We start from the raw sequence: 15,015 nt of genomic DNA, 5'->3' as shown, positions 1-15,015 counted from the left end.
GATATTCATCTCCTTTATGACTGGCTCTGCTCACTGATTCTATATACATCAAAATAAACAGATTTCATATACTCAACCAGATAAGTAGACTTCAGCTCTTCTCCTGTTGCCGCCAAAATTAGTTCATTTGGTTTTTTAGAAGCACCAAACCGGTGAATTTTTTCTGTCATCCAATGATAAATTGGGGAGTAATCCTCTGAAAGAAGGACTTCATCCACTGCAACTTCTTTTCTAAGTGCATGGTTTAGCTGAGCAGCATACATATAGCCCATTGCATAAGAAGGGAAATACCCAAAGCTTCCTCCTGACCAGTGAACATCCTGAAGAATTCCTTCCAGATCATTTTCAGGGCGAATACCCAGGTATTCTTCATATTTGTCTGCCCAAATTGTTGGCAGCTCATCTAGGGATAGACCTTCGTTAAAAATCATTTTTTCAATTTCATAACGGATGATAATGTGCAGTGGATACGTTAGACTGTCTGCCTCAATACGGATCAGACTCGCTTTCGTTTCCTTCAAGCCTTTATAAAACATCTCAAAATCAATGTCATCAAATAGTCCATCTGTACATTTCTGAAACAGCGGAAACTGCTTTTCCCAGAAACTCTTATTGCTTCCAATAATAATTTCATTGAATAATGACTGTGACTCATGTATCCCCATGGAAGCACCCGTGGATAACGGCGTATAATCATATTTCGGATCAATATTTTGTTCATAGATTCCATGACCTGCTTCGTGTATTACACCAAAGACAGCCATCGTAAAGTTCATTTCATCCCAGCAAGTGGTAATCCGTGCATCATTTCGATTCAGATCCAGCATAAACGGATGAACCGTATCATCCAAACGACCTTTTGCAAAATCATACCCAAGCTGTTTTGCTACTTCAACAACGAAACGTTTCTGCTGCTCTTTCGACACATGACGGGAAAGAAAATCTGTTCGAGGAGCCATACCCTTTTCCGCAATCGCCTTTCTAATAGAGAGAATCCCTGTTTTCAGTTCTGAAAACAGCTGATCCAGCCTTTCTACTGTCAGCTCAGGCTCGTACTGGTTCAGCAGAACATCATAAGGTGTCTTTTCATCCTTCTGCCAATGAGGAATAAACTCATTTAAGAAATCAATCAGACGACCAATTGTATCCTTCATCACAGAAAAATCTTTTTCTTCTCTGGCTTTCAGCCAGGCTGCATGTGCATTTGAAACCTCTGCATGATACGCCTGCATTCTTTCAGGGGCAATACTGTGATTTCGTTCATAGTCCTCTTTTACTTCTTTAAATACCTCTGCACCGGTTTGTGATAACTCGTCTGGATGTTCAGTAAAGTAGGCAACTGCTTCCTGAATGACAGGTCCTGTACTTTTTTCAAAGGCCAGTTTATTGATATATCCAACTGTTTCTCCGCGAAAACTGCTTGATGCATCAGGCATTCCCGTCTGGGCATCCCATTCCAGCAATCCCAAAGATTGATTTAACAGATCGATTTCTTTTATCTCTTCAAGAAATAATTTTTCATCCATTTCTATCCCTCATTCTCTTCATCTCTTGGTTTTCTGGGTGGACGCTCGCCCCAGTACTGGAACAAATCAGTCCGCAGTGCACCATTATATAACTTTCTCTTTTTTGTTGCTTTTGCACCGTAGTATTGTTCGAAAGACAAATCACTGGTCAAAATATATTTGCTCCAGGTTTTCAATGGACGGAACACTTCCCCCATCTCTTTGTATAGTTCTCTAACTGCTTCTTCCTCGCCCAATCGCTCTCCGTAGGGCGGATTGGCAACCATTACACCATAATCTTTAGTAGTTGAAAAATCTTTTACTGCAAGCTGTTTAAATTGAATCGAATCGCCTAAGCCAATTTCTTCTGCATTCGCTTTGGCAATCTCAATCATTCGTCCATTAATATCTGATCCGGCAATATCTAGCTCAACATCATAATCCGCCTGTGCTTCTGCTTCATTTCTAACTTTGTCAATCACCGCTGAATCAAACCATTCCCATGCCTCAAATGCAAATTCACGGTTAAACCCGGGAGCAATATTATGTCCAATCAACGCAGCTTCTATACATAGAGTACCGGAACCGCAAACCGGATCATAAAACGGACGGTCTTTCCGCCAGTTCGTCAGCATCACCAATGCAGCCGCCATATTTTCTTTCAATGGTGCCCCGCCCTTATCAATTCGATAGCCGCGTTTAAACAAGCTTGGTCCGGTTGTATCCAAGGTCACCATCACGTGATCCTTCAGCAATGCCACTTCCAACTGGAAAAAAGCACCTGATTCAGGAAGCGGTACACTTGCAGGGCGATGATAGACCTCCCGCAGACGATTTACAATTGCCCTTTTTGTAATAGCCTGACAATCCGGTGTACTGTACAGCTTGGACTTAATTGATTTTCCGGCTACAGGAAATTCTGCATCAAACGGAAGATAATCTTCCCAAGGCAGAGCTTTTACTTTCTCAAATAACTCGTCAAAACTAAATGCATCAAATTCACCGACAACAATTTTCACCCGGTCAGCTGTGCGCAGCCAGAGATTAGCAACAGCGATCGTCTCCTGTGTCCCTTCAAAACGTGCCCTGCCGTTTTCTACCTGACAAGGAATGCCCAAATCTCTTAATTCTTTGCCGACGAGTGCTTCCAGTCCGCTGGCAGCAGTCGCTACAAGCTGATATGTTTGATTGCTCATGTTGTTCTCCTCTTCCTCATTGGCAAAGACAGCTTCTCTATTCATCTTCTGTTTGCCTCTATTATTATACTTGGTCATACAATCAGGAAATGATGGAAAATTTGCCTGAACTCAGCGAATTCAGAAAATTCCTGTCACAATCCTGTTTTTTTACTATAATTAATCTCTTTCAAAAACTTGCAATCAGCTCTGAAACTGCTGACTAAATCTTTTGTAAAATGCTCTATTCGTTGATATTCTACTGATTTTTCTCTTCTTTCAAACTCTTTTAGATTTAAAAAAAGCCTTCACAACAATGTTGGAAGGTTAACCTGATTGCCTGTAATTTTCTGTAAGCCATGTTCTGTATCACGATTTTCTCAGGTAAAAAAAACGCAATGGTTACCATCTATCTGCAGATATACTCTGCCTCTTCTATTCGTTCATTTCCTTTAGAAGAGTGCCCCTACCAAAATTTGGGTTGCTCGCTCGAGGGGTTTACCGCGTTCCACCAGTACCGTTTCCCGTACTGCTTCGTCACTGTGGCACTTTCAAGGATACTCAGACATAGCAAAAGCCTTAGCCTTTTTTCCTGCCGTTACTCTAAAAGAGTACCTTAGCTTATGGTTTCGCTAAGCACGAACACTACAGACATCTCAGTCTGTGCGAGTATGGACTTTCCTCAGCCTGACTAAATCAAACCGCGGTAACCCGAAAACTACAGGCTATCAATCAATTGGGTATTGGATTAAAACTGACGTGTTTCTGAATTATCAACCGGCTGTTGCTGAACAGGTTCATAGCTCGGCATTGGCTGACTAGGTGCAACTGGTGTATCATCCAGTTTTTTTCCAAAAACTTCTCTTTCCAAGTTAGAAAGACGTTTTAAAATATCAAAGTTTGTTACGGCAGCACTCTTAGGCATTTCCTGTCCCATACCCATTGTATTTCTAGGCATTGACTGCTGTACTTTAGCACTTTGATCAAGTTTTGCAGAAAGACGGCTGTTTTCCTCTTGAAGAGCCAAAATTTCTTTGTTGTACGCTTCATAGTCTTTGATTACATTATCCAAAAATTCATCCACTTCGATTGGATCATATCCACGCATTTTTGATTTAAATTCTTTTTGTAAAATCTCTTTTGGGCTGTATATTAAGTTTGCCATCTCTACACCTCATTATATTCTTTACTCGATTTCATAATTCAACATTTTCATTGTATCTAAAAATCACAGGAAAATCAAACAGATTCTTTATTCCTAAGCAAAATTTTGCAAATCATCCATTGAAATCATTCGAATTTCATATGAATGCGCTTCACTGAAGTTTTCTGCTTCTCTTTCAAAAAACAATGTTTTACCCGGATATTCCTTATCATAAATTAACAGACTTGCCTGTGTATGTTCAAGAATAAAGCTCGTGTGTGATTTTAACTGTGCTGGCGACTGATACGGCGCACGGCTGACATAGTCCACATAATCCGCATTTCCCTCCACTTTTTCCAACAGCTGACGGTTCTTTTCATTCCAGTTCTCACCAAATCCCTGAAATGGATAGATAACACCCAAATTGATTTCGTATTCTTTTTTCAACGCAATGATGACTTCTCCGGCCCACAACTCTATTCCAAGGTTCCCTGAAACAAGAAACCACTCTGCCCCTTCTTCTAAAAAGTTGATGATCTCGCTTTTTAACACTTTTTTAATAACCTCTGCCTTTGGGTCATTTTCCTGAAATACATTGAGCTCAAAGCTTCTGTAACCTGTTATAAATACGGTTTTTAGTGGGTTCATATGAGTTTCCTTTTCCTTACCGGTCTTTTTTTGTTATAATAATCGCTAGGAGTGTGATAGACATGGTTTTCCGTTATCCAAATGGAGCTCCCTACAATAATAATGAAGCATCTAAAACAAAAAAACAAGAAAAAAAGGTCCCTGTTGATTTCGGGAAACGCGGGATGAACTTTGAAGAAGAGATCAACCAAAGCAACGTTTATTATCTCAATCACAAAGTCGCAGTCATTCATAAAAAACCGACCCCTGTGCAGATTGTTAAAGTGGACTACCCTCGTCGAAGTGCTGCAGTAATTAAAGAAGCTTATTTCAGGCAGGCATCTACAACCGACTATAACGGAGTATACAATGGGCGTTATCTGGATTTTGAAGCAAAAGAAACACGGAATAAGACATCGTTTCCATTTAAGAATTTTCACAATCATCAAATCGAGCATATGAAGCAATGTATTGAACAGCAAGGAATCTGTTTTGTCTTATTATGGTTTTCTTCTTTAAATCGTTGTTTCTTTTTAAGTGCTGAAAAGCTGCTCGTTTTTTGGACAGAACAGCAAAACGGAAAAAAATCTCTGCCATTAAAGCTGCTCGAATCTGAAGGCATTGAGATTAAGCTGGGACTTGCTCCACGCGTTCCTTATCTGAATGCAGTGGATAAGTATCTGCAGAAAAAAAATTAATTTTGTTACGTTTTAAAGAAGGAGAAGGTCATTATGTCAAGCGAAATAGAATCACGTTCCCAAAAACATTCTAGTTCACTGTTTAGGCAAAAACAGAATAAAACAACAGCAGGCGATGGTCCGCCAAAGAGAAAAAAGAAAATTTTTGTAAAAATACTAATTGGATTATTCGGATTAGGGGTTCTTGGAGGTCTGAGCGGACTCGGACTCTTCTGGTACTATGCCAAGGATGCTCCGGCGCTGGAAGACAGTGCCTTAAGTGATCCTCTTTCTTCCAAGCTTTATGATATAAACAATAATGTCTTTCAGGATCTCGGTTCGGAAAAGCGTGAAACAATTCAACCGACAGAAGTGCCTCAATTATTAAAAGATGCAATTGTTTCAGTGGAAGACAAACGGTTTTACAACCATAATGGGATTGATCCAATTCGGATAGTAGGTTCTTTTTTTTCAAATGTCAAAACAGGTGGACTCCAAGGCGGAAGTACGCTGACTCAGCAGTTGATTAAACTGTCTTATTTTTCTACAAAAGAGTCTGATCAGACACTGAAAAGAAAGGCTCAGGAAGCCTGGATGGCTATCAAACTGGAAAAAGAAAAGTCCAAAGAGGAAATCCTTACCTATTATATAAATAAAGTTTATATGGCTAACGGACTTTATGGTATGCAGACGGCTTCAGAGACTTATTTCGGCAAGCCCCTTTCTGAATTAAATCTTTCCCAGACTGCTTTACTTGCAGGAATGCCGCAGGCGCCAAATGATTATGATCCGTATGTTCATCCGGATCTTACCAAAGAACGCCGGGATGTTGTTCTCTATACAATGAGAGACAATGATAAAATTACTCAGGAGGAATATGAGCAGGCAAAGGCTGCTCCTGTTGAAGATGGACTGCAGCCGCAGGTTCAGTCATCTGGAGATCGTAAAATCGTGGATAACTATGTCACAGAGGTGATTGCTGAAGTTGAAGCAAAAACCGGGAAAAATGTCTATACTGACGGACTTGATATTTATACAAATCTGGATATGGATGCTCAGAAACAGCTCTATAATATTGTCAATACTGATGAATTTGTACAGTATCCTGATGAAGAAATGCAGGTTGCCACCACTGTTATTGATGTGAACACCGGACAAGTCAGAGCACAAATTGGCCGAAGAAATGTTCCGGAAGATGCACAGCAGATTCTGAATCTGGCAACGCGGACAAACCGGGATGTGGGATCAACTATGAAGCCAATTGCAGATTATGGTCCGGCCATTGAGTATTTGGATTATTCGACCGGGCAGATCATGGTAGATAAACCGACAACTTTTGCCGGTACTACGACCTCTGTCTATAATGCAGATTTGCTGTATTACGGCTCAATGACCATGCGGCGTGCGATAATGACTTCACGAAACACCACTGCTGTCCAAACCTTTAACGAAGTCGGCAGTGACAAGGTGGCAGAGTTTCTTAGAGGGCTGGGGATTGAATTTAATCCCCTCGTAGATGCCAATGCAATATCAAGTAATACTGCCGATACTGGTAATGATGTTAAATACGGGGTTTCCTCTTTGAAACTGGCAGCTGCTTATGCTGCTTTTGCAAATGGCGGTACGTATAACGAACCTTCTTATGTTAATAAAGTAGTCTATCAGGATGACTCTGTAGCTGAAGATGAATTCCACCCTGCAAGTAAACGGGCAATGAAAGATTCTACTGCTTATATGATGACTGATATGCTGAAAGATGTTATTACCGGAGGGACTGCTTTTAATGCAGGTATTGATGGTTTAATCCAAGCAGGAAAAACAGGAACATCCAATTATACAGATGAAGAAATTGCAAAGATGGGTTTGACTGGTGTAACAAATATTGCCCCTGACAGTACATTTGTGGGCTATACCCCCCATTATGCCATTTCAGTCTGGACTGGCTACGATGAAAAGTCAACTCCGATCTATTCTGATTACTATGCGATTGCTTCAGATGTCTATCGGGAAATGATGACTTATATGGCTCAAAATGTTTCCAACGAGGACTGGGTCATGCCCGACAGTGTCATTCGTATTGGCTCAGAATTGTATGTTAAAGGAGCACAAAATCTGCAAACCGTTCCATCTTCAACCATTCCAAGCTCTTCCAGCAGTACAATGGAATCGAGCAGTACGGTTGAGTCATCAACAAGCTCCTCCAGTTCTGAAGAGCCTGTGACACCGCCGATTGAATCATCGGAAGTAACGGAGTCATCAGCAGAACCCACAGAATCATCAACACCCACTAGCTCAACTGACCCCGCTGAGGGGGAGAATCAAGTACCTTTACAGCCCAGTTGACAGATAAAGGGGAACAAAATCAGTAAAAAACAGCGAACAAATCACGTGCTTCTGATTTGTTCGCTGTTTCTTTGTGTATTCTATTCGATTTGAATTCTATTCAAAATTATCTCTGCTCTTTATTTCTCAAAGCTGCTCCAACAAAGCCTTTAATCAACAACTGAGGACGATTTGGCCGTGAAATTAATTCCGGATGAAACTGACAGCCAACAAAGAATTTTTTATCCGGCAGCTCGACGATCTCTACCAAACGATTGTCCGGCGATACACCTGAGAAAACCATCCCAGTATCTTCAAAAATCTGACGATACTGATTATTGAACTCATAGCGGTGACGGTGACGTTCCTGAACAACTTCCTGTTCTCCATAGACATCCGCTGTCACACTGCCCTTCTTCAACTTGCAAGGATACAAACCTAAACGCAATGTTCCACCAAGATTTTCAATATTTTCCTGATCTGCCATTAAATCAATAATATTATTAGTAATACTTGGATTGTTTTCAGCTGATCCGGCATCCTCAAGACCTACCACATTTCTTGCATATTCCACACAGGCCATCTGCATACCGAGACAAATCCCCAGGAAAGGTACATCATTTTCTCGCGCAAAACGAATGGCTTCAATCTTCCCTTCGATTCCGCGGTCGCCAAATCCTCCAGGTACTAAAATACCGTCAACATTCTTCAAGCTCTCTGCTGCATTTTCAGCAGTAAGCTTCTGAGAATCCACCCAGTCGATCTCTATGTCGGAATCAAACGCAAAACCTGCATGCTTCAATGCTTCAACGACTGAAAGGTAAGCATCAGGAAGCTCCACATACTTGCCAACCAGTGCAATTTTCGTTTTCTTTTTAAGATTAAGTACTTTTTCTTCCAGTGCCCGCCATTCTGCCATATCTGCTTTTGGTGCATCCAGTTTTAAATGATCGCAGACGATTTGATCCATATTCTGTGCTTGTAAAGCCAATGGAATGGAATAAAGTGTTTCCACGTCTCTTGATTCAATCACCGCTTCAGGAGCCACATCACAAAATTGTGCAAGCTTGTTCTTTGTCCCCTGTGAAACTGGCAGCTCTGTTCTGACAACCAGAATATTTGGCTGAATACCTAAACTGCGGAGCTCTTTTACGCTGTGCTGCGTCGGTTTTGTTTTCATTTCACCGGCAGCTTTTAAATAAGGAATTAATGTAGTATGAATATACATTACATTGTCCGATCCCACATCTGCCTTCATCTGACGTAAAGCTTCCAGAAACGGCAGAGATTCAATATCCCCTACTGTCCCGCCAATCTCGGTAATAATGATATCAGAATCCGTCATTTTAGCTGCACGCATGATTTTGTCTTTAATTTCATTGGTAATATGAGGAATAACTTGAACCGTTGCACCAAGATATTCTCCTTTGCGTTCTTTTCTAAGAACTTCGGAATAAATTTTTCCTGTTGTGACATTGGAATACTTGTTCAAATTAATATCAATGAAGCGTTCATAATGCCCCAAATCCAAGTCTGTTTCCGCACCGTCATCCGTTACAAAAACCTCTCCGTGTTGGTAGGGACTCATCGTTCCCGGATCCACATTTATGTAGGGATCAAATTTCTGAATCGTTACCTTCAAGCCACGATTTTTTAATAAGCGTCCAAGAGAAGCTGCGACAATCCCTTTTCCGATGGAAGAAACCACGCCGCCTGTAACAAAAATATATTTTGTCATATTCACAAAAATCCCTTCTATAAGTAGTAGTGTGGAGAGAAAAATGAACCCTCTTCAATAAAAAAGAAAACGCCCCTATTCAAAAAAGAATAGGGAGCGTATATTGTTCATTTTCTGACCTTTTCAAAGGTGCCCAAGTAGTATAATACAAGCAAATCATCAGGAGGTCAAGTAATATCAAAAGAAATAAAATAAAAATTGTTCCTTCCCGTTTCTCATGAATTGGTTATACATTTACAAAAAGCGGTTCGATTCAATATTCTTCAAAAATACATTCTTGCAGAAAACAGCAGTTCAAAACCAGCCAGGCTGCTGGAAATGCAAATAACTTATTTCTTTTAAAAAAAGCCTTTTAAGATTATGCCAGTTCCGGCAGCAATCATCCCGATAATGAGGATGTACATATACAGGGAAGTTGGCATAAGTTGAATCTGTACGCTGAAAATAATACTTGCGACACTCAGTACAACACCGAAGTATATTTACTATATCACAGCCAATAATAGTGGTAAGTATTTCTAAGGAAAAGCACACATCAAAAGTATAAAGACTAACTGCTGAAATATTTAGTGATCTTGTCAAGTTCAAGCCAATCAGAGGCTGTCAGAAGAAGAAATTCGGTTGTCAGTATAGGAGCACCTCGACTGTAACTGGCTGTTGATTCAGCACTAACTAGTAACCTGTTGTCCGCATACAGCTTGTCTTGTATGACCATAAAACATACGACGAGCATTCGTAGAAGCAAGCTTTTAATACAGGAATGAATTATTGCTCATTCATCAGATTGTCAGTTCGTATACCATCCCACTAGATGTTTCTGTCATTAATTTATTCTTTTACTTAGGAGTTTGAACGATTTAAGGTTGTTTTCCGATATATGCTAGAATCCCGCCGTCAACGTACAGGATATGTCCATTCACAAAGTCAGAAGCATTCGAAGCCAGAAAGACTGAGGGACCTGCCAAATCTGTTGTTGTACCCCATCGATTTGCTGGCGTTCTTCCCAAAATAAAGTTGTTGAATGGATGTCCGTCTTCACGTAAAGGAGCTGTTTGAGGCGTTTCGATATAGCCAGGACCAATGCCGTTACACTGAATATTATACTGTCCATATTCAGATGCAATGTTTTTTGTCAGCATTTTCAATCCGCCCTTAGCTGCTGCATAAGCACTGACCGTTTCACGCCCAAGCTCGCTCATCATAGAACAGATATTGATGATTTTCCCACCGCCTTTTTCGATCATATCAGGAATTACTGCTTTAGACATGATGAATGGTGCATTCAGATCAACATCAATTACTTGTCGGAAGTCTTCTGCTGACATGTCAACCATAGGGACACGCTTGATAATACCTGCATTGTTTACCAGAATATCGATTGACCCTATTTCAGCTTTGATTTGTTCAACCATTGCCTGTACCTGTTTCTCATCTGTCACATCGCAAACATATCCGGCAGCATTTATTCCAGCTTTTTTATAATTTTCGTTACCTTCATCCACTGAAGCCTGATTGATACTGTTAAAGACAATCGTTGCACCTGCTTCTGCCAGTGAGCTGGCAATCTCAAAACCGATTCCATAAACACCGCCTGTAATCAGAGCTACTTTGCCGTCCAGTCGAAAATTATCCATACTAAAATTCATAATTAAACCCCTTTTCATAGTTTCGTATTTCAAAATATATTCTAAAAAATTCTCTAAAAACTTAACAACAGTGCGATTTAAACCCATTTCACTGCTTCTCCCCCTCGTGCCGAAGCAGATCTGTTATCCAGCGTAGTGAAGCGAAACTTTGCAATAAGCATTATTAGCTAAAATTGGTATTCTGACATGCTTTCTTACTGCACTTTTTATGATCAGAATACTCAATGTTGGAGGCCTGCTGTCAAGTAAGCTGGTTATTTAGCACAGCGTTTTTATAGATTATTTTGAGTTACCCATAATTTCAAATTTTTGTAGCTGTACTGCTTATTTCAGTTGATCCATTGGAACCATATCCATGTCCGTATAAGTAATATTTTCTCCGCACATCGCCCAAATGAATGAATAGTTGCTTGTTCCCACTCCGGAATGGATAGACCAGCTTGGAGAAATCGCTGCCTGCTCGTTGCCCATAACCAAATGTTTGGTTTCATCCGGTTTACCCATCATATGGAAGACACGAGTATCTTGTTCCATATCAAAATAGACATAGGCTTCCATTCGGCGTTCATGCGTGTGGCAAGGCATCGTGTTCCATGAACTGCCCGGTTCCAAAATAGTGTAGCCCATTTGCAGCTGGCAGCTTTCACAGACATTCGGATGGATATACTGATAAATCTTACGTTCATTCAGCGTTAAGGGTTCACCTGTTTCCATGGGCTTAATATCATCAATGCTGATTTTCACATTCGGATATTTATGATGGGCAGGAACTGAACTTATATAGAATTTCGCCGGGTCCTCAGGGTTCTGTGATGAGAAAATAACATGACGTGTTTCTTTACCGATATAATAGCCGTCCTGCTTTTTCATTTCTTCTTTTTGACCATCAATTTCGATAAATCCGGGTCCGCCAATATTAATTACCCCCAATTCACGACGCTCCAGAAAATAATCAACACCCAGCTCTTTATCCAGAATTATTTCCAGCGGTTTTTGTGCAGGTGTCACTCCGCCAAAAATCATACGGTCATTGTGTGTATACGTTAATGTAATCGCTCCTGGCTCAAAAACTTTTTCCACTAAAAACTCATTTCTCAGCTGTTCTGTAGAGTAATGACGGATATCCTCCGGACTGTGTGTATAGCGTGTTTCCATGTTTTGCATATGCAAATCCTCCTCTTATAGTTAACCAACTACTCGTTTTAATAAAAATTCAGTTGCTTCAATCTTTTAACATCTTTATCGAATAATTCGTCCTGATCCAAGGGCTAAAAATGCTTCAACATCTTCCCTGCTGAATTGATTACAATCTCCATGAACAGTATGCTTCAAAGCAGAAGCTGCTGTTGCAAAATCAACCGCCTGCTGATAGTTGTCATTGCTCAGCAGACCATGAAGAAGCCCTCCTGCAAAGGCATCTCCTCCGCCCACTCGATCAACAATCGGATCAATCAAATGACATTGCGATTCATAATAGGTATTATCTGCCCACACTGAGCCAGTCAATTCATTAACACTGGCAGAGTGAACCGTGCGCTTTGTAGAATAAAAGACAGAGATATTGGAATAAGCTTCCTGCATTTTTTTATAATAATAAATGGCTTTTTCTTTTTCAGATCCATCTTCATAGGGTGAAATTCCCAGAAAATGCTGTGCATCAAGCCCCCCAGCCGAACAATAATCTACATAGGGCAGAATTGTTCGAATTGTTTCTCCAGCTTCTTCCCGTGTCCATAATTTGCCCCGATAATTAATATCAAAGCTGATTTTACAATCGGCACTTTTGGCAGCTTTCAAAAGATCAATAGTCAGTTCTCGCCACTTCATTGAAAGAGCCGGAGTAATACCGGACAGATGAAAAATATCTGTTTCCTTGAATAACTGATCCATGTCCCATTCAACGGTTTCCATTACTGCAAAGCTTGAGCCGGCACGATCATAAACAACGCTTGCCCCACGTTCACCAACACCGGCTTCCAGATAATACGTTCCCAGTCTGGGACCGCCCATCAAAAGCTGAGAGGTATCCACTCCATAACGGTTCAAATGTTTCCTTACAGCAGCCCCTAGCTCATTTGTCGGTACTTTGCCGGCAAAAACAGCATGATGTCCATAATTTGCCAGCGAAACTGCAACGTTGGCCTCCCCGCCTCCATAGTGTGCTGAAAATTGTTCCGCCTGAGCCAGTCTTGTACCAGCCGTTGTAGACAGCCGCAGCATGATTTCTCCTAAAGTTACAACTTTTCCCATAGCTAACCTTCTTTTATTTCACGGAACTTTGCCATATATTGTGCGGCTATTTCCGTTACTTTTTCAAAGTCTCCAGTTGCTGCCGGTGCAAGTAAATTACCGCCAACCCCTACAGTGATTACGCCTGCTTTAAACCAATCTTCCATATTTTCCAGACTGACTCCGCCTGTCGGCATAATATTCAGCTGCGGCATTGGTGCTTTAAATGCAGAAACAATACTTGGTCCATAAGCACTTCCCGGGAACAGCTTAATGATATCCACTCCGCTCTTCAACGCCTGTTTCATCTCTATGATTGTCATACAGCCTGGTAAGTAAGGAATTTGATATAAGTTGCAAAGTTCTGCAGTCTCCTGATCAAAAGTCGGACTGACGATATAATCGGCTCCTGCCATAATTGCCAGACGTGCAGTCACCGCATCCAAAACCGTTCCGGCACCAACCACCACTTCTGGTGAATCCTGATAAGTTTCTGCCAATTCTCTGATTACTTCCTCTGCCTGCGGAACAGTGAAGGTTAATTCAAGCCCATGCATGCCGCCTTTTACAATCGCATTACTGGCCTGCAATGCTTCTTCTTTTGTTTTCCCCCGAACTACTGCAATCACCCCGGCCTTTTTCAATCGCTGAAGAATATTAACTTTTTTCAAAAAAATCACTCTTTTCTTATTTGGAAATTTTATTTCATTTATAGGAAATTTATAATTTCATTATACATGTAAAAATAGAAATTGCAAACGGTTTAAGAAAGAAAATTCTATTCTTTCTGCTTTTATTGTAGACCTTGTAAAAGCTTTCCATGAATAGCAGAAAAAGCTGATTCAACATCCTTCTGTCAAATCAGCTAGTCAAACATTTAATTCTCATTTATTTAAAATCTGTTCCAGCTCTCTTTTTGTTTGAAGAATCGCCTGTATAATCAGCTGCTTTTTCTCTTCATTCAAACGATATTTAGGCATACTGACACTGAATGCACCAATAGCTTTTTCTTCTTTTTCCAATGAGGCTCCGACGCAAAAGATATCCAGCTCCACTTCTTCATCGTCAAATGCAATTCCTGCACGACGTATCTCTTCCAGTTCTTTTTCCAGCCGCAAAGGATTGGTTATCGTATGTTCAGTGTGCGGTACCAATACGTGTTCAGCCAGATACTGGTCAACTTCTTCCTGCGAAAATGCAGCTAAAACAGCTTTACCCATTGCTGAGCTGTACAAAGGTCGTGTAATGCCAATTTTTGAAGACATACGAATCGTCTGATGCTTGGCTTCCAATTTATTAATATAGAGAATTTCATTATCGTTTAAAATCCCCAAATGAATGGTTTCATCAATTGTCTGCTGCAGCTTTTCCAGATAGGGCAGCGTAATTTCTGCAAGATCCAGCTGTTCAAGACGCTGATTGGCATAGCGGATCAGCTTTGAACCCAATCGATACGTTTTGTCTTCACTTTTTTTTACATAGCCAATTAAAGCCAAGGTATCCAATATTTTAATTGTAGTTGAAGCCGTCATCCCCGTCCCAGCAGTAATTTCCTGCAACGATTTATTCGATTCCTCAGCTAAAAAATCCATAATTTTTGCTGCTTTAATAAGTACTGTTCCATATGGTTTTGACTCTGACATCCGTCTCACCCTTTCTATATAGGAAATTATATAGTACAAATGAGAAAAAGCAACTACTTTTTTTGTTGGTAAAAATTTATAATTCTTTTGTTGAGAAACTTCTTACAGTAAATTCGGTAGAGTTCTTCACTATTTAAAATCCAGCATACTTTTTAGAACTGCAGTAGAATAACTTTTATTTCTGTAAATCAAAACCTCCAGTGTGAACTGGAGGTTTGCTCTGCGGCTGAAAGCCTCTATTACCGGCCAGAGCCTGAAAGGCCCACTGAAGAAAGGTCTCCCGCTAGCACCACAATTACTCACGACTCC

At 40.5% G+C, this 15,015-nt stretch carries 13 protein-coding genes and 1 other RNA gene; 2 read left to right on the top strand and 12 right to left on the bottom strand.

The genetic code is table 11. The annotated features are described in order from the left end of the window. Positions 1 to 14: 14 nt before the first annotated feature. The 5 genes from IW492_RS04165 to IW492_RS04145 form a co-directional block, all read right to left on the bottom strand. Positions 15 to 1,526 (bottom strand): carboxypeptidase M32, encoded by a 1,512-nt coding sequence (locus tag IW492_RS04165; RefSeq protein WP_202065649.1) that lies wholly within the window; start codon positions 1,524 to 1,526, stop codon positions 15 to 17. Between the two features lie 2 nt (positions 1,527 to 1,528). Continuing rightward, positions 1,529 to 2,701: a THUMP domain-containing class I SAM-dependent RNA methyltransferase gene (locus IW492_RS04160; protein WP_202066192.1), complete on the bottom strand. Its 1,173-nt coding sequence runs from the start codon at positions 2,699 to 2,701 to the stop codon at positions 1,529 to 1,531. A gap of 327 nt (positions 2,702 to 3,028) precedes the next feature. After that, positions 3,029 to 3,399: RNase P RNA component class B (gene rnpB, locus IW492_RS04155), an RNA gene on the bottom strand. Positions 3,400 to 3,428: 29 nt separating this feature from the next. Then, positions 3,429 to 3,845: a cell division regulator GpsB gene (gene gpsB, locus IW492_RS04150; protein WP_202065647.1), complete on the bottom strand. Its 417-nt coding sequence runs from the start codon at positions 3,843 to 3,845 to the stop codon at positions 3,429 to 3,431. A 93-nt stretch (positions 3,846 to 3,938) separates the two neighbouring features. Then, positions 3,939 to 4,472 carry an SLOG family protein gene (locus tag IW492_RS04145; protein ID WP_202065640.1) on the bottom strand — a complete coding sequence of 178 codons (534 nt, stop codon included), beginning with the start codon at positions 4,470 to 4,472 and terminating at the stop codon, positions 3,939 to 3,941. Between the two features lie 62 nt (positions 4,473 to 4,534). Between IW492_RS04145 and recU the strand changes: the two genes are divergently transcribed. Further along, complete coding sequence (gene recU / locus IW492_RS04140; RefSeq protein WP_202065638.1) at positions 4,535 to 5,149, top strand: Holliday junction resolvase RecU; 615 nt, start codon at positions 4,535 to 4,537, stop codon at positions 5,147 to 5,149. 33 nt (positions 5,150 to 5,182) lie between these two features. Continuing rightward, positions 5,183 to 7,471, top strand: a complete 2,289-nt coding sequence (locus tag IW492_RS04135; protein ID WP_202065636.1) for a PBP1A family penicillin-binding protein — start codon at positions 5,183 to 5,185, stop codon at positions 7,469 to 7,471. 106 nt (positions 7,472 to 7,577) lie between these two features. Here IW492_RS04135 and IW492_RS04130 read toward each other — a convergent pair whose 3' ends face one another. The 7 genes from IW492_RS04130 to IW492_RS17960 form a co-directional block, all read right to left on the bottom strand. After that, positions 7,578 to 9,188, bottom strand: a complete 1,611-nt coding sequence (locus IW492_RS04130) for a CTP synthase (protein ID WP_202066191.1) — start codon at positions 9,186 to 9,188, stop codon at positions 7,578 to 7,580. An 857-nt stretch (positions 9,189 to 10,045) separates the two neighbouring features. After that, on the bottom strand, positions 10,046 to 10,834 hold the full coding sequence (locus tag IW492_RS04125; protein ID WP_202066189.1) for a gluconate 5-dehydrogenase: 789 nt from the start codon (positions 10,832 to 10,834) through the stop codon (positions 10,046 to 10,048). Between the two features lie 324 nt (positions 10,835 to 11,158). Beyond that, on the bottom strand, positions 11,159 to 11,998 hold the full coding sequence (gene kduI, locus IW492_RS04120; RefSeq protein WP_202065634.1) for a 5-dehydro-4-deoxy-D-glucuronate isomerase: 840 nt from the start codon (positions 11,996 to 11,998) through the stop codon (positions 11,159 to 11,161). Between the two features lie 75 nt (positions 11,999 to 12,073). After that, a complete protein-coding gene (locus IW492_RS04115) occupies positions 12,074 to 13,084 on the bottom strand; it encodes a sugar kinase (RefSeq protein ID WP_202065632.1) in 1,011 nt (336 codons plus the stop codon). Positions 13,085 to 13,086: 2 nt separating this feature from the next. Next, on the bottom strand, positions 13,087 to 13,734 hold the full coding sequence (locus IW492_RS04110; RefSeq protein ID WP_202065630.1) for a bifunctional 4-hydroxy-2-oxoglutarate aldolase/2-dehydro-3-deoxy-phosphogluconate aldolase: 648 nt from the start codon (positions 13,732 to 13,734) through the stop codon (positions 13,087 to 13,089). 213 nt (positions 13,735 to 13,947) lie between these two features. After that, positions 13,948 to 14,706: an IclR family transcriptional regulator gene (locus IW492_RS04105; protein ID WP_202065628.1), complete on the bottom strand. Its 759-nt coding sequence runs from the start codon at positions 14,704 to 14,706 to the stop codon at positions 13,948 to 13,950. A gap of 129 nt (positions 14,707 to 14,835) precedes the next feature. After that, positions 14,836 to 15,015: hypothetical protein (locus IW492_RS17960; protein ID WP_236671779.1), on the bottom strand; the 180-nt coding region annotated here is incomplete at its 5' end.

The organism is Enterococcus sp. BWB1-3 (genome assembly GCF_016745275.1).
Taxonomy (GTDB): Bacteria; Bacillota; Bacilli; order Lactobacillales; family Enterococcaceae; genus Enterococcus_L.
Note: the sequence above shows the minus strand (reverse complement) of the source record. Positions and strands in the feature narration are given on the sequence as shown.